Annotated in this window: 22 protein-coding genes; 7 read left to right on the forward strand and 15 right to left on the reverse strand. The window is 39.6% G+C overall.

Annotated features, from left to right (window positions below; translation table 11 throughout):
• Positions 1–7 precede the first annotated feature (7 nt).
• The gene (locus tag OCV60_RS08430; RefSeq protein WP_262530025.1) at positions 8–3,574 is read right to left on the reverse strand and encodes a DUF5717 family protein; all 3,567 of its coding nucleotides are present in this window, start codon (positions 3,572–3,574) and stop codon (positions 8–10) included.
• A 158-nt stretch (positions 3,575–3,732) separates the two neighbouring features.
• On the opposite strand from OCV60_RS08430, the gene OCV60_RS08435 reads away from it, so the two are divergent.
• The 3 genes from OCV60_RS08435 (at position 3,733) to OCV60_RS08445 (ending at position 6,509) form a co-directional block, all read left to right on the forward strand.
• A complete protein-coding gene (locus OCV60_RS08435) occupies positions 3,733–4,803 on the forward strand; it encodes a pyridoxal phosphate-dependent aminotransferase (RefSeq protein WP_262530026.1) in 1,071 nt (356 codons plus the stop codon).
• A gap of 42 nt (positions 4,804–4,845) precedes the next feature.
• A complete protein-coding gene (locus tag OCV60_RS08440; protein WP_117785850.1) occupies positions 4,846–5,487 on the forward strand; it encodes a phosphoribosyltransferase in 642 nt (213 codons plus the stop codon).
• Positions 5,488–5,585: 98 nt separating this feature from the next.
• The gene (locus tag OCV60_RS08445) at positions 5,586–6,509 is read left to right on the forward strand and encodes a hypothetical protein (protein WP_117822055.1); all 924 of its coding nucleotides are present in this window, start codon (positions 5,586–5,588) and stop codon (positions 6,507–6,509) included.
• A gap of 139 nt (positions 6,510–6,648) precedes the next feature.
• Here OCV60_RS08445 and OCV60_RS08450 read toward each other — a convergent pair whose 3' ends face one another.
• From OCV60_RS08450 to OCV60_RS08495, 10 genes are all read right to left on the reverse strand, one after another.
• Positions 6,649–7,038, reverse strand: a complete 390-nt coding sequence (locus tag OCV60_RS08450; RefSeq protein ID WP_021943435.1) for a HEPN domain-containing protein — start codon at positions 7,036–7,038, stop codon at positions 6,649–6,651.
• Positions 7,031–7,357 carry a nucleotidyltransferase family protein gene (locus tag OCV60_RS08455; RefSeq protein ID WP_021943436.1) on the reverse strand — a complete coding sequence of 109 codons (327 nt, stop codon included), beginning with the start codon at positions 7,355–7,357 and terminating at the stop codon, positions 7,031–7,033. Before OCV60_RS08455 ends, OCV60_RS08450 begins: the two co-directional genes overlap by 8 nt.
• A 224-nt stretch (positions 7,358–7,581) precedes the next feature.
• Positions 7,582–7,776, reverse strand: coding sequence for a hypothetical protein (locus OCV60_RS08460; protein ID WP_021943437.1), 195 nt, complete (start codon positions 7,774–7,776; stop codon positions 7,582–7,584).
• A 57-nt stretch (positions 7,777–7,833) separates the two neighbouring features.
• Complete coding sequence (locus OCV60_RS08465) at positions 7,834–9,432, reverse strand: ABC transporter substrate-binding protein (protein ID WP_173788501.1); 1,599 nt, start codon at positions 9,430–9,432, stop codon at positions 7,834–7,836.
• Positions 9,425–10,237 carry an ABC transporter permease gene (locus tag OCV60_RS08470; protein ID WP_173788500.1) on the reverse strand — a complete coding sequence of 271 codons (813 nt, stop codon included), beginning with the start codon at positions 10,235–10,237 and terminating at the stop codon, positions 9,425–9,427. Before OCV60_RS08470 ends, OCV60_RS08465 begins: the two co-directional genes overlap by 8 nt.
• The gene (locus OCV60_RS08475; protein WP_118675287.1) at positions 10,237–11,034 is read right to left on the reverse strand and encodes an ABC transporter permease; all 798 of its coding nucleotides are present in this window, start codon (positions 11,032–11,034) and stop codon (positions 10,237–10,239) included. Before OCV60_RS08475 ends, OCV60_RS08470 begins: the two co-directional genes overlap by 1 nt.
• Positions 11,035–11,056: 22 nt before the next feature.
• On the reverse strand, positions 11,057–12,484 hold the full coding sequence (locus tag OCV60_RS08480) for a polyamine ABC transporter ATP-binding protein (protein ID WP_021943441.1): 1,428 nt from the start codon (positions 12,482–12,484) through the stop codon (positions 11,057–11,059).
• 143 nt (positions 12,485–12,627) lie between these two features.
• Positions 12,628–13,326 carry a hypothetical protein gene (locus OCV60_RS08485; protein WP_118675286.1) on the reverse strand — a complete coding sequence of 233 codons (699 nt, stop codon included), beginning with the start codon at positions 13,324–13,326 and terminating at the stop codon, positions 12,628–12,630.
• Between the two features lie 161 nt (positions 13,327–13,487).
• Positions 13,488–16,766 carry a leucine-rich repeat protein gene (locus OCV60_RS08490; RefSeq protein WP_262530027.1) on the reverse strand — a complete coding sequence of 1,093 codons (3,279 nt, stop codon included), beginning with the start codon at positions 16,764–16,766 and terminating at the stop codon, positions 13,488–13,490.
• A 249-nt stretch (positions 16,767–17,015) separates the two neighbouring features.
• The gene (locus OCV60_RS08495) at positions 17,016–19,988 is read right to left on the reverse strand and encodes a CDP-glycerol glycerophosphotransferase family protein (RefSeq protein WP_117785845.1); all 2,973 of its coding nucleotides are present in this window, start codon (positions 19,986–19,988) and stop codon (positions 17,016–17,018) included.
• Positions 19,989–20,186: 198 nt separating this feature from the next.
• Between OCV60_RS08495 and OCV60_RS08500 the strand changes: the two genes are divergently transcribed.
• Both OCV60_RS08500 and OCV60_RS08505 read left to right on the forward strand, forming a co-directional pair.
• Positions 20,187–20,852 carry a TetR/AcrR family transcriptional regulator gene (locus tag OCV60_RS08500; protein ID WP_262530028.1) on the forward strand — a complete coding sequence of 222 codons (666 nt, stop codon included), beginning with the start codon at positions 20,187–20,189 and terminating at the stop codon, positions 20,850–20,852.
• A gap of 104 nt (positions 20,853–20,956) precedes the next feature.
• Positions 20,957–21,562 (forward strand): L-2-amino-thiazoline-4-carboxylic acid hydrolase, encoded by a 606-nt coding sequence (locus OCV60_RS08505; RefSeq protein WP_021943447.1) that lies wholly within the window; start codon positions 20,957–20,959, stop codon positions 21,560–21,562.
• A 152-nt stretch (positions 21,563–21,714) separates the two neighbouring features.
• Here the strand turns inward: OCV60_RS08505 and OCV60_RS08510 are convergent, their stop codons facing one another.
• From OCV60_RS08510 to OCV60_RS08525, 4 genes are all read right to left on the reverse strand, one after another.
• The gene (locus tag OCV60_RS08510; protein ID WP_243863340.1) at positions 21,715–21,879 is read right to left on the reverse strand and encodes a hypothetical protein; all 165 of its coding nucleotides are present in this window, start codon (positions 21,877–21,879) and stop codon (positions 21,715–21,717) included.
• A gap of 195 nt (positions 21,880–22,074) precedes the next feature.
• On the reverse strand, positions 22,075–23,103 hold the full coding sequence (locus OCV60_RS08515) for an Rpn family recombination-promoting nuclease/putative transposase (RefSeq protein ID WP_262530029.1): 1,029 nt from the start codon (positions 23,101–23,103) through the stop codon (positions 22,075–22,077).
• A 125-nt stretch (positions 23,104–23,228) separates the two neighbouring features.
• The gene (locus OCV60_RS08520; RefSeq protein WP_147341681.1) at positions 23,229–23,411 is read right to left on the reverse strand and encodes a hypothetical protein; all 183 of its coding nucleotides are present in this window, start codon (positions 23,409–23,411) and stop codon (positions 23,229–23,231) included.
• Positions 23,412–23,915: 504 nt separating this feature from the next.
• Positions 23,916–24,158, reverse strand: a complete 243-nt coding sequence (locus OCV60_RS08525; protein ID WP_243000507.1) for a mS29 family ribosomal protein — start codon at positions 24,156–24,158, stop codon at positions 23,916–23,918.
• A 354-nt stretch (positions 24,159–24,512) separates the two neighbouring features.
• Between OCV60_RS08525 and OCV60_RS08530 the strand changes: the two genes are divergently transcribed.
• Together OCV60_RS08530 and OCV60_RS08535 are read left to right on the forward strand one after the other, a co-directional pair.
• The gene (locus tag OCV60_RS08530) at positions 24,513–25,154 is read left to right on the forward strand and encodes a PD-(D/E)XK nuclease family transposase (protein WP_262530030.1); all 642 of its coding nucleotides are present in this window, start codon (positions 24,513–24,515) and stop codon (positions 25,152–25,154) included.
• A gap of 31 nt (positions 25,155–25,185) precedes the next feature.
• Positions 25,186–25,446, forward strand: a complete 261-nt coding sequence (locus tag OCV60_RS08535) for a hypothetical protein (protein WP_262530031.1) — start codon at positions 25,186–25,188, stop codon at positions 25,444–25,446.
• Positions 25,447–25,595: the final 149 nt, after the last annotated feature.

Genomic DNA, 25,595 nt, shown 5'->3' on the forward strand with positions numbered 1-25,595 from the left:
TGCTGTCTTATAATAATATCAGATTCTCCTCAAAGAAATGTGTGTTATTCAGATAGGTATCCATCGCCTGGATCAGCTCCTGATCATTTCTTGTCTCCTGACTGATCAGCATACTGTTGATCAGCTCAAATCGATTACTGTTCTTCTTATGACATGTTGTATTCTTTAAAATATCACTCTCAACGATGGATGAATTACCGCTCTCCGCACCATCAATGGAATATAACAGCGTCTCTCCGTGGAACACAACAAATTCCTTGATATAAATTCCCGGTATGATCTCATTCATTCGCTCCGATTTGTAATGTGCCATACTGTTGCTTTCCTGTCCGAAGCTGTAGCTTACCCAGATCTGTCTGCCGCTCTCACCCTTAAAGATCAGATAGGTCTTAAACTTCATATCATCCGGCAACGTTACAAAGGATGCAAATTCTTTAAAGAGCGGCAGGATCTTACTGCTGTCTATAAAATGACGAACTGTATTCCGGATCCATTCCTTCTGTTCTGCCGAGAACCGTCCACCGCAGCCTGCAAAATAAGAGAGCAGCGCCATCTCTGAAATCTCATCTGTAATGTTCTTCTTCGCCACCTCTTTATACAGACATTCCATGATATCCGCAGGAATCTTCAGATCCTTGATAATATACTGGTATGCACAGAACCGTAAAAATGCCTTGACTACCATGCCCCTGCTTCTGCCTGCGTAATAAAGCGCAAAGATATCAAAGATTGCCTCTGTATAAGCATCCGCAAACATCATCTGTGCCAAGATATTCTCTGCAAGCATATCAATATCACGATAATTTGTGTTAACTGCCTTAAACAGCTCTGCCATTTCCTCTAACGAGCCATTATAGTTATTGATCAGGAATGCCAGAACCTTCTGTGTCGCATATCCTCTCCGATACAGATACACACAGATAGATAATAATATCCTGTCATCATCATACCTCTTATCGGATATTCCGAATTCTGCGATCCGTATCAGTTCATCCACATCCACATCTACATATCCAAACCGATGGATTCCATTAAATGCCTGCTCATACATCCGTAAAGAAATGTAATATGTAATGATCCGGGAAGCGTCCTCCACTTCCACATAATCCAGATCAATTCGCGACAGATATTTATATAAAATGTCCGCATCATAATTCTCATGATAATACTCAACCATATGGCGGAGTGCTCTCTGCCGGATCAGATAACTGATATTCGGGCAGTTAGAGATATCACGCGCCAGATTGATCTCGGATGCATCCTTATATGAGAAGCTGTCTATATCGTTATACTCAAATAATAACAGGCGGTAATCCTTCGGATTATACTCTTTACAGATATCCAGATAATTTTCTTCTCCAACAACCGGCTCAAGCCGGTATGGTACCGTATTGATATATCTGCAGCCCCGACTGTCAAGTAATGTAATGATAGCGGATTCTGACACGATCTCTACATAAGCTTCTCCGTCAATCACATCCACCTGTTCACTCTTTTCCAGTTCCTCATGTGTTACAACCACTGATACAATATTCTTATTCCGACATGTCAGCTTCTGCTTGAATATGATATTAATTAACTTTGATGCAAATTCCGGTTTCACACTCTCCGGCTCCAGAAATTCTTCATAGATAACCGTCAGATCATCACTCACTTCTCCGTCAATGATCTTCTTCTCCATGAAGTTCTCGATTGCCGGAATATACTCATGGAACACATTCATATTCTGTGCCTTATTCATTATGACATTTGCATAGAGATATGCCAGCTCTTCATCATCTAACGTATTCTTGTAATTGAAATAACGGAGAATGGATTCCGGTATCGGCTGATACGTCTTCTTATCCATGCTCTTTAAGAAGCCCTCATACAAACCAACATATTTAATTCCTGCATTTGCCGCATCCTGATAATATACATGATACTCTTTATCACATTTTTTAAATCTGAGAAGGATTTCACATATCGTATCCAAGGTCATACGGTCATGTTTTGCTGCATAGATATTCTCCAGCATCTTGAATGCGTGAATATCAAAGAGCTTCATTCTTGCAGCCGTCTTTACGAATTCCATAATGACATCTTCGGATACAAATTCATGCCGCATACCCCATCGGATAGCTGAGATCTCAAGCGGTGCGATCCGTTTCATCATAAGCGGCTGCTTATTGAACATATCACATATTTCAAAGTAAATAACCGGGCTGTTTACACCCTCATTATATAATTTCCGGATATCCTCATAAAGGTTCCATTTATCCTCTGTATAACTGTAATCCACAAATAACAGCAGCCAGAAATAAAACAGCTTGTCCTTCTCCTGTTCCAGTCGTCCGCGGACAAGTCTTGCCGTGCTGTCGATCATGTCCTTATCCTTTGTCAGAAGTGATTTCAGATAACTGTAATAACACTTCTCCATGCTGCCTGCCTCGTTCAGATCGGCATCTGCATCGATACGGACAAATTCCTGTTTTACATATTCTGTCTTGCCCTCTAACAGCTTCATATGAAGCAGTCCCAGCCGATAGATGTTATCCTCCGGTCTGTATTTGACCAGTGTTTCCAGTGCCTCTGTCGAACGTTTCGTGTAATCAGCAAGTGCCATCTTATCCGTACGGAAATCAATGTATGCTTTTGCCAGTGCCTCATGACCTTTCTTGATCATGAAATTCACATGACGATTCTTCGGCTCGGTTCTCTGAACCTCCGGCTTCTTGATGCTGACCTTTACACTGATATTCTGCAGGGTATTATTAAAATGGATATAACCTGCCGATACCCCTTCCGGGATCTTCGTCGGATCGATCAGGAAGTTCAGCTCATAATTATTTCCAGTGAAATCCTGACCTGTGATCCGGGTTGCTTCCGGGATCAGGAAATCGCTGTCTGATGTAATATAGGTATGGGTATAACCCCAGGTGTTCTTATTTACGGAGATCGTTGCACGAACCAGCTCATCCGGCATCTCGATCAACAGCTCACGCTGCTTTGCTGTCAGTGTAAGCACACGTTTCTTATGGGTATATACAAGGAATTCTTCCATTGCCTGATTGATGGATAACGATTTCTTCAGGCTCTCATAGACTCCCTTAATGATCGCGTCATCCCCTAAAAAGGTACGCACGAATTCCGGGCTGTCAAAGATCTGAACTGCTACATCCCAGTGCTCCTCTGCGAAGGTCGCGAACTGGAACAGGTCCTCGATCCGTTTGTCTTCTACCAGAACATAAGGCGGAACAACCTCTACGCTGTACGGGATCTTATATTCTCCACCATCCGTTATGATGTTGATATGTCCTTTAAAGCTCTTGCCTTCTTCGATTCCGCGGGCATCAAAAGAAAAGGCAACCGTATTCCGTCTGCCTACAAATGTATGACTCTTGAAATCGAACAGGTATCTGCTGTCATATACCATCAATTTGATCGGTACATCATTCTTTGACACCACCTTAAAGGTTCCCTGAAATATGGAGCCGGCTTCCACAGCCAGTTCCAGCTTTGCAATGGAAATATCAATATCCGGTCTTTCTACATTGAATTCTCCTCTGGCGTACTGTTCTACGATCCCTTTCATCTGGTTCTCCTTGCTTTCGTAATCATTTTATTAAAACTCATGTATTTTTCTTGTAATTAAATCCCCGAATCGGTATAATTATATAAAAACATATATTTTGATTATAGCAAAATAAATAGTTTTTTGAAACATTATATATGGAAAAAGAGGAATTTTTTATGGGAAAAAGTACGTCACATCTTTCTGGGAGCAATCTGCTCTCCCAGAATGAATCTGTAAGATTTGACCTGAACATGAATCCGCTCGGGGTTCCGGATTCTGTCAAAAATGTCATTCTTAACAGTATCGAAGATCTGAAGCGTTACCCGGATGGCTCATATACAAGATTAAAAGACAGTATTGCAGGCTATTCTGGTGCGGATCCGGACGATATCATTGTCGGAAGCTGCTCATATGAATTTATCAAACTCCTGATCGAATTCAACAGTCCAAAACATGCTGTCCTTCTTTCACCGGGAGCACAAAATTATGAGAAGCTCCTAAAAATGAACGGCTGTGATATCACATATTATCAGTTATCCGAAGAGGAAAATTATGAACTGGATATTGCGGATTTCATCTCTACGTTAAATGAGTCCATTGATATGGCATTTATCTCGAATCCAAATGGAACAACGTCACAGGTTATCGACCGCGAATCTCTGGAATTCATTGCAAAGATCTGCGCAGGAAATGATATTGCACTGGTCGTTGATGAGGAGTATATGGATTTCGTTCAGGATAAGGATGATTGCACCGCTATTCCGCTGGTTAAGGAATATGACAATCTCTACGTTCTCAGAAACACAAGTAAATTCTTTGCAGTACCCGGTCTTCGATTAGCCTATGCGATCACATCTAATCCGGTTTTTAAAAAGACAATGTCAATCGCCGGTTTTCCTTATGCGATCAACGCACTTGCCGAGGCAGCCGGCATTGATATGTTCAAGGATGCTTCCTACATAAGTAAGACCCAGACACTGATGAAGACGGAACGGAATCTCGTCTATTCTGCACTGGCAAGCCGCAAGACGATTAAGCTCTATAAGCCGGATGCAAATTTTATTCTGGTTAAATTATTAAAGACCGATATTACTGCTCAGACAGTTGTGGAACATTGCCAGAGTAAGGGATTGTATATCAGAAGCTGTGCCGACATCACAGGATTGGATAATTCTTATATCCGCTTCTGCTTCATGAATCCGGAACAGAATGATCTGGTCGTTAACACTATTTTAGAGGTTGTATAATAAATTATATATGTTATTTAAATGAAAGGGTGGTACATACATATGAAACATGAACCAATGAAATTAACATCTTCTTACAATAATCAGTTATATATCAAAGTGATGAACGGTCACTTTGCTACAAACCATTCTCATATCAACCAGTATATCGATATGACAACCTTGAAGGTCAGAGGCACTATGGCTGCTGCCGCTGCCAAATCCATGGGAACCGAATATATGGCATCAACCATTGTTGACACGATCGTCTGCATGGACGGAACTGAAGTGATCGGTGCTTATCTGGCAGAAACCTTAAGTCAGAACGGTATCACTTCCATGAACCAGCACAAATCCATCTACGTTGTTACACCTGAGGTTCACAGCTCCGGCCAGTTGATCTTCCGTGACAACCTCCAGCCAATGATCGAAGGCAAGCATGTGCTTCTTCTGATCGCATCTGCTACAACCGGTAAAACGATCAAAAAGAGCCTGGAATGTATCAAATACTATGGAGGTTCTATCGCAGGTATCTCTGCTATCTTCTCTGTTGCAACAGAGGTTGACGGCTATCCGGTACATGCACTGTTTACCGAAAAGGATCTTCCTGATTACAAGACCTATCCTCATGATCAGTGTCCAATGTGTCAGGCCGGAAACCGCATTGAAGCTATTGTAAACAGCTATGGTTATTCTGAATTATAATAGAACTATTCCAAAAAGAAGTCTGGGAGAAATTTCTCCCAGGCTTCTATTTTATACGCATACAAAATAAAAATATTTTCAGAAAGGATAAACTATATATGGCTACCACTTCTCTTAACCCAAATCTAACATTGATAGAATCAGCCCTTTCAAAAGATGATATCATGAAAATTAATTTATATTATAAAGATGGTACTTTTTACAACGAACGAGAAGGTACTCCTTCTGATATAATTAAAGATATAGACATAAATAATTTTTATTTTGTTCCCACAGAATTTGGAAATTATATTCCTACATATGCAACTTTCGAGCATTTTGGACGAAAATTTGGTTCTTATGGTTCACCCAATTTTAATATAAAAGCATATATGTGTTTGCAAATAAGATATTTCCATATTACAAACTATTTAAAAGACAATGAACATTACAATACCTTCAATGGATATCACGCATGGAAAGAATATATTGAATCTTTAATTAATGACAGAAGTCAAAAAGACTTTCCTACATACAATACCGAATTAACGAGAATAACAGAACAATATAATTTTAAAGAAATCTACAATCTCAGTGAATGTCAAAAGAAACTTGGTATTTTTATCCTAGCACTAGATGAACAAAAAGTCATCCAAATAGGTTATGCCGATTCTTACAAATATGATTTATGTAAAACAATTCAAAAAGAAATACGAAAATTTAATATGCGCAGTACCGGTATAGCCTTATATAATGCAAAGGATATAACACGTATATTTATCTTAGATGCACATACATTTTTTAATGAAGATACAATAAAACTCACAAAAACTGAAATGCATTCCGTCAAAAGAGAATTTATACGTATGCAACTTGCAGAAGACGATACCTATGAAGATGATTATTTGGATAATAATGAATTATATCGTTCACTACTAAAAGATGCCTTAATTAACAAAACACATGAGCAACGTACATATTTAATTCGCGAAAAAAAATTCCAAATAATTAGTACTATAAAAGAAGATATTTTACTATCATAATTTTTCATTTTTTACTCATGAAAGTTTGATAAAATAACTATTATAAATGCTCACTCTAACAATTATTTTTTATCTTTCTTATTCGTACTACTATTCAAAATAAAGGGACTGCTGCACAGTCCCTTTTATCCATTATTTATTACTTATCCAAATATTTTTTTACCTCCCCAATAACCAGCTCCGCTGTCTGAAACTGTTCTTCCGCTTTTTCTCGTGACGCAATATAGAAATCATCATAATCACTTTTTTCACGTACTCTTTGTAACGTTCCAAGCTTTCTTCCAATTTCACGCGGAAATATTTCTTTAGCCACATATTCTTTATTAAAGTATCCCATAACATCTTTATGACGCTTAAAATCAACTGTACTCAACGCCAATATAGCTTTTACTGCATAAAATGCAGCATAGTAAGAACGATTAATCGAATCCTTATACAAACCCTCTTTTAAACAATGTGCTGCTACTTTTAAACTATCTTCAGCTTCGGCAATTCGATAATTACTTAAATTCTTTTGTCTCTCATCCAATTACTATCCCCTCCTTCTCTACATTATCAAAGAATGGCAACGCCCCCAACCAATATTTATAATGTTCCTCATTTTCCAGAACTGGATTAATCACAATGCCTGATTCCAGTTCTAATTCAAAAGCAAGATCAAAAATTTTGTTCTCGACTTGTTCTATTTCTTCTTTTGAAAAGGGGGTTAATATCATAACATCAATATCTGAATTTTCCTTATAATCACCACGAGCATAAGAACCATAGACAATAAGCTTAGATAAATTATTTTCCAATATTTTTTTAGCACCCTGTGCAAAGGTCATTAAAACTTCCTGTCTTGTCATAAAATTTTCCTCCTGTTCCTGATTATTTTTATTCATATATTATGTAGTTATAATAACATTTTTTATTTATTAATACCATTTAAATCTATTATAATTTCAAAATCCCTCAAATATCACTGAAAAAATTATTTCATCTTATTATTCATGCTTTGGACGGCTTTCATTCGTCCATTTCTTCGGGTTCGTGTCATCCGGTATCAGTCTGACCGGAATAGCACGTAAAACTAGCAGCCACTGACGGATGATGAAATGGCTTTCTTATCTGCTCTGGACAGAAAGGAACCGCTGATCGGCAAACCGGAAACACCGGAGCTGGTTGAATTTTCATTGACCTGGTAATCCCCACAAAAAAGAGGAACCCTTCTTGTTCCACCTACAAAAGCCAGACATAAAATCTGACGATTGTATGGTTGGAACATAAAGGATTCCTCTTTTTTATTCTATAAACTCCCGGCTGATCGCCGAAATCACATCACTTAGCTGTGGTAATGAGAACGTTTATAATGTACGATCAGCCCTGCTGCCGCAAGGATCAGTATCACCACGATTGCCCACACCTGCGGCGTTACATCCTTAATGTTATAGCAACGGACATTGATCCACATCTGATTGATCTGTTTGCTGGCATCTACATCGAAATACTGCATGATCGCACTTCGCTCGATCGCCGCTTCGTCCGGATACTGGGCATAGAGCTGACGTCTTGTCTGCTCCTCCGGAGCAGTTATGATGTAATCAGGATCCGAATTATCACCACTGAAGAAATAACCAAGCGGATATTCTGCTGTATCTTCTTCTCCATCTTCCGCACCATAATTCCAGTTCAGATAATCAAATACTGTATTATCATCTTCACCTCCTGCAATAACAGAAGTATATCCGATGTAGTACATATTTCTGACTGCATTGTCCGGTCTTGAAAGAAAGTTCACAAAGCTTTCTGCTACCTGTTGTTTTCTGGCATCTTCATCGATACCATCCTTTAACATCACCCAGCCATCAAACCAGAGATTGGTAGATTCCTTCGGCACGGCGAAATCAAGATAAAGATCATCTTCTTCTGCCTGATCCATCGCATAAACCGCATCACCGGACCACTGATAATTTGCAAGCACCTTACCGGATACCATATCTGCCTTACCACTGTCTGTCTCAAAGGAATATACATTGTCCTTCATATCCTGAAGCAGATCCTGCACTTCCTGTATCGTTTCCGGGCTGACATCATTCATTACCCGAAGCAGATCATCATGATAAGTATCTGCATTTATGAATTTCTCTGATGTCAATTCGTCCTGCTTCAAAATGCCAAGTGCCGCAAAATAAGAATCACGCACATTATCCTTGATCGTAACCTGACGTGCAAACTTCGGATTATTCAGGATATTCCATGTACCTGCTTCTTCCTCTGTTATCTTCTCCGGATTATATAAGATACCGGTTACACCCCACATATATCCGGCTGCATATTTGCTCCAGCTCTCACCATTGATCTCATTTTCATCAAAGGTCTGTCTGATATATGGAGATACTCCCTTTGCATAATAATTTTCCTCTATACTCGTGTCATAAAACGAATCCGAAAACGGAACTACTTTTTCTTCTGCCATCAACTTCATGATCATGTAGTCGGATGGACAGACCAGATCGTATTTATCACCAAGGGTAAGCATGTTATAAAGGTCTTCATTTGTTCCAAAGCAGGAATATTCCACCTTTACCTTCTGACCATATGTCTCATAGTACCAGTTCTCAAAATCTGTCACCATGGAATTCTCACCGAAGATCTCGGTTCCATCTTCCAGGTCGATCACTTCGTCCTCATCCCATTCTCCAAGGTCGATATATTCTTCCCAGTTGGATACACGAAGCACGATCGTATCATCCGATTTCTGTACATTAGCAGCATCTGTCTTTGCTGCATCACTCCCTGTATTATCTGATGCTGCAGACGCTTCTGCCTGATCCTGCGTTTTATCATCTGCCTCCGCATGTACCAGATAAGCCGCAGGCGTAAGCATCATAAGTCCGGCACAGAAGCCGGCAAATCCTTTGAATAACTTCTTCTTATTCATATCTGCCACCTGCCTTTCCGGCTCTCGCCTTTGCCTTTGATGTCATATTCATTCCAACAACGATCAGTATAACGATCACGAAGATCACTGTTGATAACGCCCATAAAGCAGTCTTGATCTCTGTCTGAGAACCCTTGGTCGCATTTACGACATAAGTACTGATCGTATCAAATGTAGCCGGCTTTGTATAACTCGCAATGAAATAATCATCTAATGACAAAGTTATTGCCAGTGCAAATCCTGAAATCACACCCGGTAAGATCTGTGGAAGGACTACTTTTATCAGCGCAGTAAATGGTGATGCACCCAGATCCATCGCAGCCTCATACAAGCTTCCATCCATCTGCTTTAGCTTAGGTACAACTGACAGATAAACAAATGGTGCAGACAGCACGACATGTCCGACTACCAGCGGCACATAGGATTCTTTGCTGACACCAAATACCACGATCAGCAGGATACAGATTGAAAAACCGGTTACAACATCTGCATTTACAACCGGAACCTGATTCATCGCAGATACGATCCCCGATGCAAGTTTCTTGGAATAAAATGCACCGACCGCACCCAATGTTCCAAGCAGAGTGGCAATCAACGCAGATCCAACCGCAAGAAGAACCGTACCCCAGATCATATCTGCAAGCTCAGGCTTGGTAAATAATGTAACATAATTCTGAACGGAAAATCCGTGTATTGTTCCGATATTTGCCGAATCCGTAAAACTATAAACTGCAAGGATCAGAATCGGCAGATAGAGGATCACCAACATCAATATAATAAAAGCAACCCGAAATCCTTTTTTCATTATAACAATGCACCTCCTCTGTTCTTGTCTTCTCCCTCATATTTATTTGTAAAGAGAGTAAAGATTAATATGATCAACAGAAGCACCAGTGCGATCATGGATCCATTGTGCCAATCGTATGCAGCAAAATAGCTGCCTATCAGGCTACCCATAACATAAGTGCTGTTATACAACATATCCAATACAACATAGTTCGTCATAGACGGAAGGAATACCATCACGATACCACTGATGATACCCGGAACAGATAATGGAAGCGTCACCTTTAAAAATGTCTGAACAGAACTTGCACCCAGATCATTTGCTGCTTCTAACAGACTATTATCTAACTTCATCAATGTTGTATAGATCGGCAGGATCATAAATGGAAGAAAATCATATACCATACCGATCACGGAATTCAAAAACGGATAATATGCCAGATTATGCTCGATCAACGTCAGGACTTCCTTTAAAGCAGTCAGTCTTAACGTAAAATTGATCCACATCGGAAGAACGAAGATCATAACAATGATCGACTTTTTCTTCCATTCACTTCTGGCAAGTATATAGGCGATCGGGTACGCCAGCAACAAAGCTGCTGCAGTCGATACACAGGCGATCGCAAAGCTGTAGGCAAGGGTTCCGATCGTGTTCGGACTGGTGAAGAATCCTGTCAGGTTCTCCAGCGAAAACTGTCCCTCCCCATTTGTAAATGCATAATATATAATGACTATAAGCGGTGCAACCACAAAGCATATCAGGAACAATGCATATGGCACACACAGTTGTTTTCTGGAAAAACGTAATGTACTCATCTCTGTCTCCTTTTGCTTTCGGTTATTTCTTAAGTTCAAAGTGGATCTTATCCTTTGGAATCACAAGGCTGACAAAGTCATCCATATTCCAGAGATATTCATCGTGAACAATGAAGTCTTCCTCATTCTCCGTACGGACTACATAGCTGTAGTGGTCTCCTTTATAGATCAGGTTAATGATATGACCGGATATGATACCTTCCTCCTGATCATCACTCATCGTAATATCATCCGGCTTGATCGTTAAGATCACCTTGAGCCGCTCATGATCGATGACATCTCCGGACGCATCCATTAATACACCATCCTCATAATGAGACGATGGAACGATCTTACTCAGATCACACTCAAGCTCACCATCTAAGAATTCCAGCTTATAATATTTGTCAACTCCTGTCTCGATGCGGTTCAGTGCTTTCTCCGCAGGCATAACATGAATGCCATCCGGCTCTACGTTAAGTCCAACCATGTCGCCCACCTTTGCAGACTTTGTGGACTGTATCACGATCTCATTTTTACCGGACTGTACTGTGATCTCATAATGAACACCCTTGAATACCACAGAGATAACCGTTCCTTTTACTGCTCCCTGCTCCGGCGACACGATCAGTATATCCTCCGGACGCACTACGACATCCACCTGTGTTCCATGCTCTACATCATCCAGGCATTCGAATTCCGCACCACAAAAACGAACCTTTAATTTGCCTGTCATGATACCATTAAAAATGTTGCTTTCTCCGATAAAGTCCGCAACGAATGCATTCTTCGGCTCATTGTAAATATCCTCCGGCGTACCAATCTGCTGGATACGTCCTTCTGACATTACAACGATCTTATCTGACATTGTAAGCGCTTCTTCCTGATCATGGGTTACATAGATAAAGGTAATTCCAAGTCTCTCGTGCATTTCCTTTAATTCGAGCTGCATCTCTTTTCTCATTTTCAGATCCAGCGCACCGAGCGGCTCATCAAGCAACAGAATCTCCGGCTCATTTACCAGTGAACGTGCAATTGCAATTCTCTGCTGCTGTCCACCGGACAATGTCTGAACGCGTCTATCTTCAAACCCTTCAAGATCTACCATCTCAAGAGCTTTTTTTACTTTCTTTTCAATCTCAGCCTTTGGAAGCTTTTTCAGCTTCAGGCCAAATGCGATATTGTCATAAATATTTAAATGTGGAAACAATGCGTATCTCTGAAATACCGTATTGATCGGGCGCTTATTTGGCGGCAACTTACTGATGTCCTTACCATTTAATAAAATCTCCCCCTCTGTCGGCATCTCAAAACCGGCTATCATTCGAAGTGTGGTCGTCTTACCACAACCGGACGGCCCTAAAAAGGTTACAAACTCTCCACGCTGCACCTCCAGATTAAAGTCATCCACAGCCGTAAAGTTATCATCAAAATTTTTTGTGATATGCTTTAACTCGATAATGTTTTCCAATTATTTATACACTCTCCTTTTCAAGTTATTTATAATTTTTATCATTAGACAAAAATCAACTAATTCTAACATATCCGGGAGAAAATTAATATATATTTCGTGTTATTTTTCTTAGGTTTTGTATAGATTTTTCATACGGATTTTTATTGTGTAAGTACCGAAGCATACAGTCTGACCAGATCTGTCTTATCACCGAATTGAAGATGAACCGAACCGTAACCCGTCTCCTGAATCCGGACATTTTTATTTGCTGCAAGATCGCTCAGATGCACGTTGGAATTCAGCCGTCCATACCAGCCTTCCGGAGTCTGCGTAAGCCCTGTGACTGGAAGCTCAGCCAGCAATTTCTCTAATAATGGGTCCTTCCCTGACGGCTGCAAAGAAATATCAGCTTCAACGCTCACCACCTCATCAATATTCAGATCATCATAGAATGTATGAATCCGGTCAACTGCTTCTATATTATCCGTATGAAAGATCAGATAACTCTGACCGGTATTAGAATCAACAAGGAAAGTGATTCTCCAGAGCTCACTTTCCCCGTTGCTTTGAAATGTTGTTATATACTCATCCTGTCCGGTGACTGTCAGTTCACCGGAAGTTAGGCAAAAATATTCAGCCGTATTTAACAGAAGATTTTTTATTGCTGTCGGCGTCAGATGAGAATGAGCCACCTGGTACACGCCCCATGCACTCACATCCGCATCGATCTGCATCTGTGCATCTGCCTCCTGCACTCCGGCAAATACTTCTTCAATGTCCATTTTCTTATTTATAAAAAATTGCAATGCTGCTGCGATCCAGACAAGCAGCACCATGTAAATCTTCGCCGATCTTTTCATGTACACATCCACCACCCTTTTTCTATATTCTGGACAATATCATATATTTTTATGCTCAGCGAAATATTTTTACATTACAGGTCATTCCTTTCTTATAAAAGAAAATGCTGTCAGACATATAAATGCCTGACAGCTCATCGACTACAGAAATCTCCAGCTCTCTATTTTATCTTCATCTTCTTTGTAATTCCCTTTTTTAACAGGAACTTCTTATATACCATCTTCTTTCCTTTCGGGACCTTGATCGTTGCTTTTGTATAGATCTTTGAAAATGCTTTAGAGCCAACAGTCGATGCTGTTAACTTTGTTGACTTGATCGTAATGGTCTTCAGATTTGTGCATCCATAAAAAGCATAATTTCCAATCTTGGATACATTTGCACCGATCGTTACTTTTTTCAGCTTCTTTCTGTTTACAAAGGCACGGGATGCGATCGCCGTTACCTGATATGTTTTCTTTCCAATCTTCACAGTCTTAGGAATTGAAAGTGATGTGATGGTATTTGAAGTAACTCCGCCAAAGGCAACCGTCTTTGATGATGTGATCTTATAAATCATCTTATCCTTGATATAGATATCACCCTTCCGGTATCCACTCTTCTGTCCATTATCAAATGACTCTGTCTTGTCGGTTTTGAAGGTCTTTACGTTCCTGGCTTTTTTCTGTACCTTGGATAACTGATATGGATTGATCTCGACAAATACCGGTGAATCGTTATTGGTTACATACCATATAACCGTACCGGATTTGGTTACAACCGGCTCACACATCGCAAGTGCCAGTGGAGAAGAACAGATCTCCGAGGTTTTATTTCCACTTTCATCCAGCAGCACCATCTTCGTTGTATAAGTATTCTTCACTGTATTCTTTTCTTCCCATAATAACAGGAACTGTGTTCCCGACAATTTTACAAGCTTTGGATTCATAACCGTGATCTTATCCTTCGCTGTATAGTTCGTGATCCACTTTGCACCTGTCTGCAAATGTGTCTTCGATCCTGCATTCACATAGATATTTCTTACAGAGGTCTTTTCGTTCTTGATGCCTGTTCCGGTCAGAATATAGTTATTGGTTCCAAGCTTCAGATCATTTAATGTATAACCGGTATAGTTATATCCTGTGTCTCCCGGAATCGCAATAACCGTTCCATACATGGACGGATCCTTTACCTGATCTCCGACTTTCGTTGCTGTAAGCGCAATACCCCTTGGATAAGCATCTCCCAGATCTGCACGATAAATGTACTTACCATCTGTTTCAATCTGCTGTGCAAATGAATGGCTGACATAACCCTCTGACAGATTCATAACATCATAATACGAATCTGCCAGCTTCATATTGCTCTCTTTTACTACAAAGGTACAGTTTGCCTGATGATGATATCCGTCGCTGCTGGCAAACATCGTATGACAGGTGTGTATATATAATTTACCTGCTGTTTCTGTCATTGAAAGTCCACCTGCATCAAATGGCATATATGTATTTGCTCCCTTGATCCGGCAGGCTCCGATCCGCTTCCAGTTTTTATCATACTTTACAACACGGATAACTTCCTTTGTCTTGCTCTCCTTTGTATTTGACTGTCCAAATACAAGATAGTTGTATTTCTCTCCATTATAATATCCGCCAAATAACGGGAGTTCGCATTTGATCTTTTTCCGGCTCTTTAACCGATAAGAAGAATCATAAACCTCGCGAACTACCAAACCTCTGATATACTCTACACGCTCAAAGGTTCCATCGGATCTTGCATTCAGATAAGCGGTCTGTACATTTCCATATGTATATCCACTGTTTGTACTCAGATGCATGGTTGCTGATGCTGTACCGACTGCTCCGGTCGATTTATAAGTTTTACTGCTCTTTGATAAAGTCGAATCTGTTACCTTGATCGTGATCGTCTTCTTCACATTGATCGGATCTGCCTTGATCGTGATCGTTGCCGTTCCCTTTTTCCATGCATTTAAATTGCCATTCTTATCGACACTTACGATCTTTGGATCTGAACTTTTATAAGTATAGTCCAGAGCAAAGCCACCATTTGTACTGCAGACGGCTGTTCCCGATGCTCCTACCTTCATACTGGCCGGTGCACTCACACGGAAGGTTGTCGGATATGTCCAGTCAAATGTTTCCAGATAATAATTGTCATTCTTTTTCTCTACTACTACACAGGTGGATTTGTCCATGAAAAATGTATAGACCGGGTACTTTGTCTGTAACCGTATCTTCTCTTTTTGCTTTGCTATGTCGTATTCTGTTAATACCGTCTCATCTGTTTTTACGATCAGAGACTTTGCTGTGCTGTTTAATGCACATCTTGGTCCGATGCTTGTAAGGTCAATATATCCATCGCTGTAATATGAATCAGCTGTGTAAAACGCCATCTTCAATGCTTTTTTATTTGCAATGTTGATTGGTGATACGGATACACTGCTATCAATCAGGTTAATACTTGTAGAGCTCTGGGTTACATCATTTATATCATACTGATTCGAATCTATCAGTACACAGATGTTCCCATTAAATGTAGACAGAGATACCAGATACCTGTCATTTAACATCCGGATCGGAGCCTTATGTGCAAACCATCCATCCTGGTAGAGATACATCATATTCTCTCCCTTGATCGTGATAGAATTATCGCTGTTTACCTTGCCAGCCTTCAGACTTGCCATGCTGTGATCATATCCCCAATATCTCCAGTTCTCTGATCCTCGGTAATAAAAATTACCATTCGTTTTATCAAAGCCTGCAAATTCATATATCTCACTTCCACATTTGGTCGTACTCAATAATTTTCCTTCGGAATTGAACAGATACAATTTATCTTCATTGGTCGCAATATAATATCTTCCATATGAATCGACTCCAAATGTAGATATAGGATTTGCCCAGTTCGCACCAATATCCAATGTTTCAAATGCCTGCTTATTTACTGTTCCTGTCTTAAAATTATAATTTGTGATCTCTAAATCACATGTACAATCATAAGAACCTGTATTTTCGTTATTCGTATATGATACATCCGTTTTCGCAAAATATATGGCATTATCATCCATATAAGACTCTTCAACCCCACGTTCACTTGTATATACCGTCGTATATGTATTCTTGGAAATATCATAGAATACGATCTCGTATGTCCTGTAATTTCCATAAACCTCACCTACTGTATGGACAAAATAAATTCCATTCTTCTCCGGTGAATACATCATATCATTGTAGGAGGTCGTCTCCCCAACCTTATCCGCATTCAGCTTTACCGCCTTTACAGCCGATAGCTCCGCTTCTGTCTGGTCTGATTCAGATACTGTCTGTGTCTGCAATACAGCCTTTGCAGAATCTTCCTTTGCCTGTACCATAGCCGGACTTCCGATCAGTCCAACACAAGCGGCAATTCCAGCTAATGCCACAGTTAATTTCTTCCATTTTTTCATAGTCACTCGCTCCTTTTCATTTATATGATCTGTCTTCCTCTATTCATCTCCGCAGATATTAAACATATTTTATCATGGCATTTACGCTCTGCACAATCACTAATCTACAGATGCTGTAAAATTTTCTCTTCCTTTCCATATCGTGGCAGCAAAAAAACAGGCAACCACCAGATCTTCGCAGATATGCATTCACTCTTTATCATGCATATCCAGACTGATAACCGCCTGTTTTTATTAATTTGTATTTCGTTAATATCTTTCAGGAAGAACATATTTCTCCTGATAGTCGATCATTTCTTTGTAAATTCTCTCGCAGTTATTGTGATCTCTGTAGTAGAAGAAATCATCCGCACGCTTTACATATTCCGGCTTCATCTTGCAGTCATTCTGCATATACTCGATCAAAGTATCGATCAGCTCATCATTATCATGACAGATCTCACCAAATGCCATCGTATCATAATGGAAGGTTCCTTCCTCGTAATGCTGTGGAATATCCTTATGATGCAGATATACCAATGGCTTTCTCATATAAGCAAAATCGAACTGAATACCTGAGAAGTCCGTTACCATCAGGCTGGATTCACAGAACATATCTTCATAGCTCATATCACCAACTGCAGGAACAATATCTACAAAATCATTCTTATCAAAATCTTCCACCTGAGAACTTACGATCGGATGTAAAACATATTTGATCCGATATCCGTATTTCTCTGCTGCTTCGATCAGACGCTTATCATTAATAAGTGCATTGAATACCTTAAAGTATTCGGATTCTTTAAACAGTGGATTGTAATCACGCTGCTCACTCTCACTGGTACGCACCGGCATTGCTGCCTGCATTCTCCAGGTCGGGCTGATCATAATCTGTTTCTTTGCCCGATCCTTCAAGCCATCATAACGTGGTACACCGGTCAGCCTCAATGCATCATAGCCAACATAATCATATACCGGTCGTGACAGGTTCTCGATCTCATACTTGGATGCACAGAAATAAAGTCTGAGATTGTCTCGCAGACGGTTCTGTGCGATCGCGATCTTCTGGATCGACATACCATGCTGAACACAGCAGACATGAAAATGCGGAAGATCACGGATAAATGCGGAATTCTTCAGCTTATATCCGTTAAACGCATACACAGTTGAATTCGATATCACCATCATATCTGCATATAAGAATACCAGTCTGTGCTTTAAGGAATCACGCACCAACGGCTTGTAGCCTTCCTTCTTCAGGCGTTTATAATCGGTACTCTTCTTATCAACCAGATAATAATGCTTAATATCCTTGCTGTTTTGTGCACTGGCATATTTATACAGGTACTCAGATGAATCCCCGCCCTTGTAAATCTTATCAATATACATCCAGATCGGCTTTCTGGTCATAAATGGACGACAGATAAAGTACAGCATTCTGAATATCGCATACTTTCTTGTCCAGTTATCCTTCTTAAACATATCCTTCAGTAACTTAAGCTCTTTTACAAATTTCTGTGACTTGCTAACCTTACGGATCACCATACTTCTCCGCTCAGATGTCATCATATACTCTCTGTTATCTCCAAAGAACCAGTGGCTGTTTGTAAAGGCTCCACATACCCGACTGAAATGGGATGGGAAACGAAGTGTGATTGCCTCGATCTGCGTTCCGAATTTCGCCTCACAGGATATTGCTGTTTCATTTTTCTTTGCGACCGGAATACTCAGATGGAAAGAATGCCTCTTACAGATAGCTGCTCCAAATGCCTTTGTCAGACCATATCGTCCGTTATATTCGATCTTATATTTGACATTGTTATATTTGAAATAAATCTCGTCCGCCATGGAGTACAGGATCGGATGAACCGTTCCATCGATCTCCAGCTTACCATCTCTGTAATTGATGAACAGGATGTTAGTGCTTAAGCTCATAACTGAATTAAACAGGGTATCCCCGATTCCATAATAGATCTTTCCTGCAAGGAAAAATCGCTGAAACCTATAATCCTGTCCATTTCGTAAGATACCATACACCCATTTCATCGTATCACCTGTGATACATGCCGCTATCTTATTCCGGTTCAGCATGATACTCTCTTCAATCAATCCAAGTGCCTTACCTATCAGTTCCAGATATTCCTCGCCATGGCCTTCCTCGATCACATGCTTGTTCCGATTGTCCATGTTGCCTTCAAATCTGGCATGTATGGAATACATGAAATTATACTGGATAAATACCGGTATCCTTCCATATTTTTCTTTCATTTCTGTTAAGAACGGCATCCAGAATTCTGTAATAGAATCAAAATACCACTCCTGCATATACAATCCACGATAAAATGTAATATCATGTTCCTCATATTCGTATGCTGTATATTCCACACCCGGAAGATATACAACCTTCATTTCTTCTGCCATCAAACGAAGGAAGAAATCACGTTCTATTTCCAATCCCAGTGATGTATTGACATTATGTTGTTTTAAAATATCCGTTTTTAAAATTGTTCCTGCAAAAGTAAATGGATAACAGTCGTATTTATTCTTCAGATCGATCACATAAAATGCTTTTAATTCCTTTTTACTGTCTGTAACTTTTAAGAAATTACGAAATGCACCTTTCGTTGCATTTGCAAATGTTTTTGCGATCATATATACATGATATCCCGGGCAGATTGTAATTCCATTTGTAAGGATCTCTGCCAGATTCTCTGAGATCACATCTCCGGCTTCTATAAATACACAGTAATCTCCCTCTGCTTTCTCTGCCATCTGATGATATGCTTCTGCCGGTGCAGTATATGCGGTATCGTCAATTGTTACCGTAAATGCAGGATTACCGATCCTGGTGATCACATTATTATACCAGTCTTTATCTGCTGTTACCTGACTGGTATTCAGCACAAACTGAACCGAATACTCTGCCATCTGCGCATCCGAAACTACAGTCTCTGATTTCTTTTCTTCTTTTTCTTTCTCAGCCTCAGCATGCTTCTTCTTTTCACCCATGCTGATCTTTTCCTGAGAAATATCATCCGCCGACAGATCACTGTCGCCAATATCAGTACTGCTTCCTTCTGCAGATGCCATACTGCCTTCCCCTGCTGCATTTGCAAATTCTTCACCGATCCGGACTTTATTATTCTTACCAAGCCCATATGCCGCCATCTTTTCAAATACTTCAATGGTCGCCTTGTTTAATTCTTCTTCGTCCGTTAAACAACACAAAATGGATAATTTCATCGTCCATCTCCCTCACAACTACTTTACTTTCTTCTATATAGTATCATTCATTTCTAGCATTTTACATACAGAAATTATTTTACCTAACTTTCTTCTATAACGCAAGTAATTGTTTTAATCTTATATTCATTATTTTCTTGATTTCATTTATGATCTGTGCTATAAAGTAAACAGTGTTTACCATTTGAACAAAAAGGAGTGAGAACAATCCGAGAAAGTACAAAAGCAACCAGAACGGCAATCCTTACGAGTGCCAAAGATATCTTTCTGACATATGGATATCAGGAAGCTTCCATGCGCAGGATCGCAGCCAAAGCCGGAATCACCCCCGGAGCGATCTATAAACACTTTTCCGGCAAAGAAGATATGTTTGAAGAAATCTTTGCGGAAAGCGAAAATAAGCTTATGCTGCTTTCCGAATCTATGTTGCATGCAGATTTTACTTCCATGACAGATGATCAGTTACTTCAGGTCTTATATTCCGGGATATCCATCCGCACCTTTGAGTTGTTAGAGGATGACATGCAGTTATTTCACATGCTCTTAAAAAATGACTCCGGTACATACCTGAGCCGTTTTCGTAAAATCTACATTGAACAATGCACCGGATTTGCAATGCAGTATTATTCCGAATTATACAAACGAGGACTTGCATCAAATCAATTATCAGAAAAAACAGTCTATATTCTCTCATCCTCTGAGTTCTCGATGGTCTGTGAAATAATCGCAGATGATTCCTGCAAAAACGGGATCACACCTGAGTGCAAACAGGCATTTTTAGAAGCAATGAACATTCTGCTTCATGGACTGGAAGCAGCACTTGGAATAAAAAAACAGGAGGAACCAAAACATGGAAAAAATTAAGATTGAAAAAGGAACCGTACAGGAAACATTATTAATTCCTCTATATGGAAGAAAAAGTGCCAGATCATCGAATTGGAATTTGATTAATATGGAGGCAGCTTAAAATGGAATATGGATTTACGCAGAAATTATTTGGATATTTTTATCACAGCTCCTGTATGAAGCAGGCAGCAAAACAGAAATTGAATATTAATAAAAAAGCAATAAAGCAGGAATATGTATCGATTATGAAAAATGCGAAGGACATTGGCAAATCCAGACTTATGAGTTCCTATTGCATGGGAGCATATTTTATCGCCTTAAACCGTAAAACCCCACTGTCACCGGAAGCCTGCTATGAACTGTACAAGGACGGCTTATCTTCCAACAAGCTGTTTCATATAGCGGTCGGAAATGCCAACAGCTATCTTGATAAAAAGAAGATGCCGGACAGACTGAAATGGTCAGCAGATTCCCATTTACACAGATATGAAAACGACTGGGTTGTTGATATTATCGAAGGAACTCCACAGGATGATTTTGAACTTGGTTATGATTATCATACCTGTGGTATCTGTAATCTGTGCCGGGATGAAGACTGCTTTGAACTGGCAAAATATCTGTGCCGCATGGACTATGTTCTTGCAGACATGATGCAGATGAAGCTCATCCGGACAAAGACGATCGCCGAAGGTGCAGATTCTTGCGATTTCCGATATGGACGAAAATGATCTCATACGACCGGCAACATTCAAATACAAAAAATTAATACACTCCGGAAGAACACAAAACTGCCGCCAGTTAAATGACTGGCGGCAGTTTTTACACTTCCTTCTACTTGCACTCTACTTTTTTCTGTGAGCGCTACACATCTAATTCCAGATTATTTAATCTTGACTGCTTTTACAGCACTCCATTTTCCATACACCCGGTTTCCGGTAGAATCCTTCTTAAATGCACGAACCTTAACGTAGTATTTCTTTTTAGATTTTAATCCGGTTAATGTCTTGGATAATTTCTTTGTTACTTTTTTCTTTGCTCCACTCATATTTTTCTTAGTAGAATAACAAATCTGATATCCATATGCATCTTGACTCCAATAGTGTACAAATTCTTTTTAACTTTTTAGATAAATTGTCTAATTTCCTGATACCTGTAATAAAGCATAAAAGTCCAGATACAGCATTTCTGACATATCTGGACTTCTACTAAAATATACATGTTACCTGTCCTGCTTGTGTCTTTAGTCTATAATTGCCTTAATTTCCGATTCGCTCATATCGGTTACATCCATGATCTGTTCTAAGGTGTAGCCTTTCTTATGCATTTTCAGGATAATATCAACTCTTTCTTCCGATCTTCCTTCAGACCTTCCAATGACCTTACCTCGTGCTTCGCCTATTTTTTCGCCTTCTGCCCTGCCAGCAGCTTTGCCAGCGACTTCGCCCTTCGCATATCCCATTTCTTCTACACCTTCACTTAGATTACACATGATCTTCACCTCGTCTCTGATACCGTGTCTGTCTACTGGTATGTCATACTCTTGTTTCATCAGCTTCAATTTTTGTTCTGCCGTCATTGTCTGCGACAATAGCGTTCCAAGTAAGCGATGCAGTTCATATCTTTCTTCCTTAGGCGGTATCTCCTTTGCCAATCCGATCATCACGATGTTAGGAATATCCAGATTGCCTTTCCAGTCCTGTTCGCCAAGTAAATCATCTTTTACCATATGAATATGACTCAGACTGTTCTCTTTCATATTCATACAGATCCAGATGGAATACATCTGTTTGATCTCGTTATAGTCAGAACCTGTAAATTCCCGCTCTTTCTGGGATGACACCAGTCTTGCCGTATAGAAGATTGCCCGATTTAAGATAAAATACTTTGTCGGTTCATTCTTCTGGGCTTCCAGATTAATGATCATTTTCGCCAGTCCATCTCGCATCCGCACATAGAAGATAATATCAAAATATATCTTTCCCTCATCAATTTCGGAACTTTCTGTATTCAGTCCGACAATCCGTTCACCGGTTCTGGCATCCACCGTTTCTTTGTTCGTTAATCCCAGTTCAACCGGAACCTGGCTGATATATGGTTCACCTTCAATCAAAGAAGCGACCGTATCTGCATCCATACCTTTAAATTCTTCTACTACCCTGATCAGTATATGCGCCAGTATGATCTTCTGTCCAAGCAGGCGCTTGGCACTGGCATCATACTGTGCTTTCTGATCAGTTGCCTTGGAGGAATATACAATTTCGTTATCCATGTTCTATCTCCTTTCTTAATACTGATAGAACAGAATAACATGCATATTTTAGCTTTGTATATTGCCTCCGTCTCTCCAAGTTTGATTGTAACGGATATTGGAAAGGAAAACAAGTTTATAATTATTTACCGTAAAATCTTACAAATGATCAGACCGATACCACATACGGTTATTCCAACTGCGATCACTACATCTTTGTTATCTCCAACAATGTTCACATACTTTGCTTTGCCCGGACGATAAATGATCTCCACCGGATCATTCCGGTTTAACTTTTTGTTTCCGCCATTTGCAGCTCGTAATTTCATATCCTGTCCATTATACTGAAACTGCACAACCGGAAAATCAACACCATTTTCATTGACAAAGTCAGTAATCGTTCCCGGAAGCTTTTTCCCCTGCCGGTCAACGATGACCTTGATCAGACACAGGATACCTCCAATAAATTCTCTGTTACACGCAAAGAATTCATTTCTTTCATATTATCGTGCGAACAAAAGAGGTACAAGTTGAAAATGTTTATTTCTTTATAGAAGTTATATCAATCTATCTAATATTACAAATGCGTTAATACATATTCCCCAAATTCAGGTAATGAAAAGAAAACATACCCATGTTCCTCGCAATCAATAATGCCCCTTTTCTTTAACCTGTCTCGATAAGGATTAAACTCATTTGTTTTTAATGAAAGCTTATCTCGTATCTCCTTTATTTTACCGGATTCTGTTTTTGCAATACCATAACAGATCTTCCTGTCTTTGTTCGATAACTCCGACCAGATCTTGTCATACACATATTCACTCAGATACTGTCTATATCAAAAAAGGATTTGCTTTTTCTATTGATATACCGATTCCAAGTACAGATAAATCAATCTTGGCTTTTATAAATAAATCTTTTAATTCCTTTTGATCATATAGTTTTGCAGCAAAACTATACAGCAGATCACGTTCCGGATTCATCTCAATAACGATCCATTCTTTTTCTTTTCGGAAATGCTTTGAAATATCCGTCAGCATAACTTTCTTTCCACTGCCTCGTCCCCCTGTAATCATATAAATCTGCTGAAAACAGTTCTATAATTTCATTTGTCTGTACTAATCTGGACACTGATTCTAAAGGACTTCTTCCGAAAACTAATAAAAACGGATTTTGCATGTTGCACCTCCTTTTTTTACTGTTCTTTACTCTTTTTTACTGTTTTGTCAAGTTAAACGCAACAAAAAACTGTCTGTTATAGATTCATATGTTTCTATCTATAACAGGCAGGGGATTTAAAAATTTATCTTCTTATTATTTTATCTTCCACGTCTTTATATATCCGATGGATTTCTTTTTCAACTGTTTCTTTAAAGCTGTCTTTATGTTGTCGACAAAACAGGCGCCGGATATTACGAGGAATTAAATTTATGTACAATGAAAATGAAAAAAGAAACATTGCTGTCTCACAGAAAGGCAATGCTATACAGCCTGCCGCATTAAACATCCATCAGCTTTTCCCATCCCGAACCAAAGAGGAATGTCTGGTAGAATTGAAAAAGAATCCACCCCTTTACCGGACATATCTGAACTGGCCTGACAAATGGAAATCAAACTTTCTGGAATTTATGGAAGGTAAGAAAAGCCTGCCATTGACCTATGATCCATTTTTCAAAAAGCTGTTCAACCCAGATATATACCCGGAACGGTTATCACGACTGATTAGCAGTATCATCGGCACAAAAGTAACCGTAAAATGTATCCTGTCAAATGAGGACAGCATGCTGCCATCAACTTCTCTCCTGCTTCTGGATATCATTGTTCAGTTAGAAGATGGTTCGATCGCAAATGTGGAGATCCAGAAGATTCCATACACCTTTCCCGGTGAGCGGATGTCCTGCTACTCTGCTGATCTATTGCTCCGCCAGTACACCAGAGTAAAAGGGGAAAAGGGAAGTACATTCACCTATCAGGATCTGAAAACCGTTTATACAATCGTGATGTTTGAAAACAGTCCAAAAGAATGTAAAGATCCCGAATTATCCGATATCTATCTGCATGGATATGTCTGAGTATCTGTATCACCCGGAGGAGGTTGTTACCATGTTTTCTGAAGCATTACGAAAATTGGATGAGAATACAGTCAACTACATGATCGATGAATTGAAAAAAGAACGAGATGAAGCGATTGCTGCTTTATCTGAGAAAGATGTTGCTCTGTCTGAAAAGGATGTTGCTCCGTCTGAAAAGGACGCTGCTCTGTCTGAAAAGGATGCTGCCCTAGCCGAAAGAGATGCCACAGTATGTGAAATGAGTGCAGAAATCGCGATTTTAAAGGCTCAACTTGCTGAACGAAACAAATAAAATCTTATTTATATATAACAACAAGCAGAAAACTCCTGATATTATACTTGTTATGTAGCAAACCTATCCGAGTGCCGGTTCTTAGGCAGCGTCCCTTGCTGCCTTACGTACCGTTGCACCGAGGATAGAGCGCAAGCGTTTTGCGTAAT

Source organism: Coprococcus ammoniilyticus, from assembly GCF_025567345.1.
GTDB classification, from domain to species: domain Bacteria; phylum Bacillota; class Clostridia; order Lachnospirales; family Lachnospiraceae; genus Coprococcus; species Coprococcus ammoniilyticus.

Bases quoted from the DNA above. Each gene is read 5' to 3' on its own strand.
- OCV60_RS08455 (WP_021943436.1), bottom strand. From the start codon at position 7,357: ATGACAAGACAGGAAGTTTTAATGACCTTTGCACAGGGTGCTAAAAAA.
- OCV60_RS08470 (WP_173788500.1), bottom strand. From the start codon at position 10,237: ATGAAAAAAGGATTTCGGGTTGCTTTTATTATATTGATGTTGGTGATC.
- OCV60_RS08475 (WP_118675287.1), bottom strand. From the start codon at position 11,034: ATGAGTACATTACGTTTTTCCAGAAAACAACTGTGTGTGCCATATGCA.
- OCV60_RS08525 (WP_243000507.1), bottom strand. From the start codon at position 24,158: ATGATTACAGGGGGACGAGGCAGTGGAAAGAAAGTTATGCTGACGGAT.
- OCV60_RS08495 (WP_117785845.1), bottom strand. From the start codon at position 19,988: ATGAAATTATCCATTTTGTGTTGTTTAACGGACGAAGAAGAATTAAAC.
- OCV60_RS08535 (WP_262530031.1), top strand. From the start codon at position 25,186: ATGTTTTCTGAAGCATTACGAAAATTGGATGAGAATACAGTCAACTAC.
- OCV60_RS08530 (WP_262530030.1), top strand. From the start codon at position 24,513: ATGTACAATGAAAATGAAAAAAGAAACATTGCTGTCTCACAGAAAGGC.
- OCV60_RS08515 (WP_262530029.1), bottom strand. From the start codon at position 23,103: ATGGATAACGAAATTGTATATTCCTCCAAGGCAACTGATCAGAAAGCA.
- OCV60_RS08485 (WP_118675286.1), bottom strand. From the start codon at position 13,326: ATGAAAAGATCGGCGAAGATTTACATGGTGCTGCTTGTCTGGATCGCA.
- OCV60_RS08440 (WP_117785850.1), top strand. From the start codon at position 4,846: ATGAAACATGAACCAATGAAATTAACATCTTCTTACAATAATCAGTTA.
- OCV60_RS08430 (WP_262530025.1), bottom strand. From the start codon at position 3,574: ATGAAAGGGATCGTAGAACAGTACGCCAGAGGAGAATTCAATGTAGAA.
- OCV60_RS08520 (WP_147341681.1), bottom strand. From the start codon at position 23,411: ATGAAATTACGAGCTGCAAATGGCGGAAACAAAAAGTTAAACCGGAAT.
- OCV60_RS08460 (WP_021943437.1), bottom strand. From the start codon at position 7,776: ATGTTCCAACCATACAATCGTCAGATTTTATGTCTGGCTTTTGTAGGT.
- OCV60_RS08465 (WP_173788501.1), bottom strand. From the start codon at position 9,432: ATGAATAAGAAGAAGTTATTCAAAGGATTTGCCGGCTTCTGTGCCGGA.
- OCV60_RS08510 (WP_243863340.1), bottom strand. From the start codon at position 21,879: ATGAGTGGAGCAAAGAAAAAAGTAACAAAGAAATTATCCAAGACATTA.
- OCV60_RS08490 (WP_262530027.1), bottom strand. From the start codon at position 16,766: ATGAAAAAATGGAAGAAATTAACTGTGGCATTAGCTGGAATTGCCGCT.
- OCV60_RS08445 (WP_117822055.1), top strand. From the start codon at position 5,586: ATGGCTACCACTTCTCTTAACCCAAATCTAACATTGATAGAATCAGCC.
- OCV60_RS08505 (WP_021943447.1), top strand. From the start codon at position 20,957: ATGGAATATGGATTTACGCAGAAATTATTTGGATATTTTTATCACAGC.
- OCV60_RS08435 (WP_262530026.1), top strand. From the start codon at position 3,733: ATGGGAAAAAGTACGTCACATCTTTCTGGGAGCAATCTGCTCTCCCAG.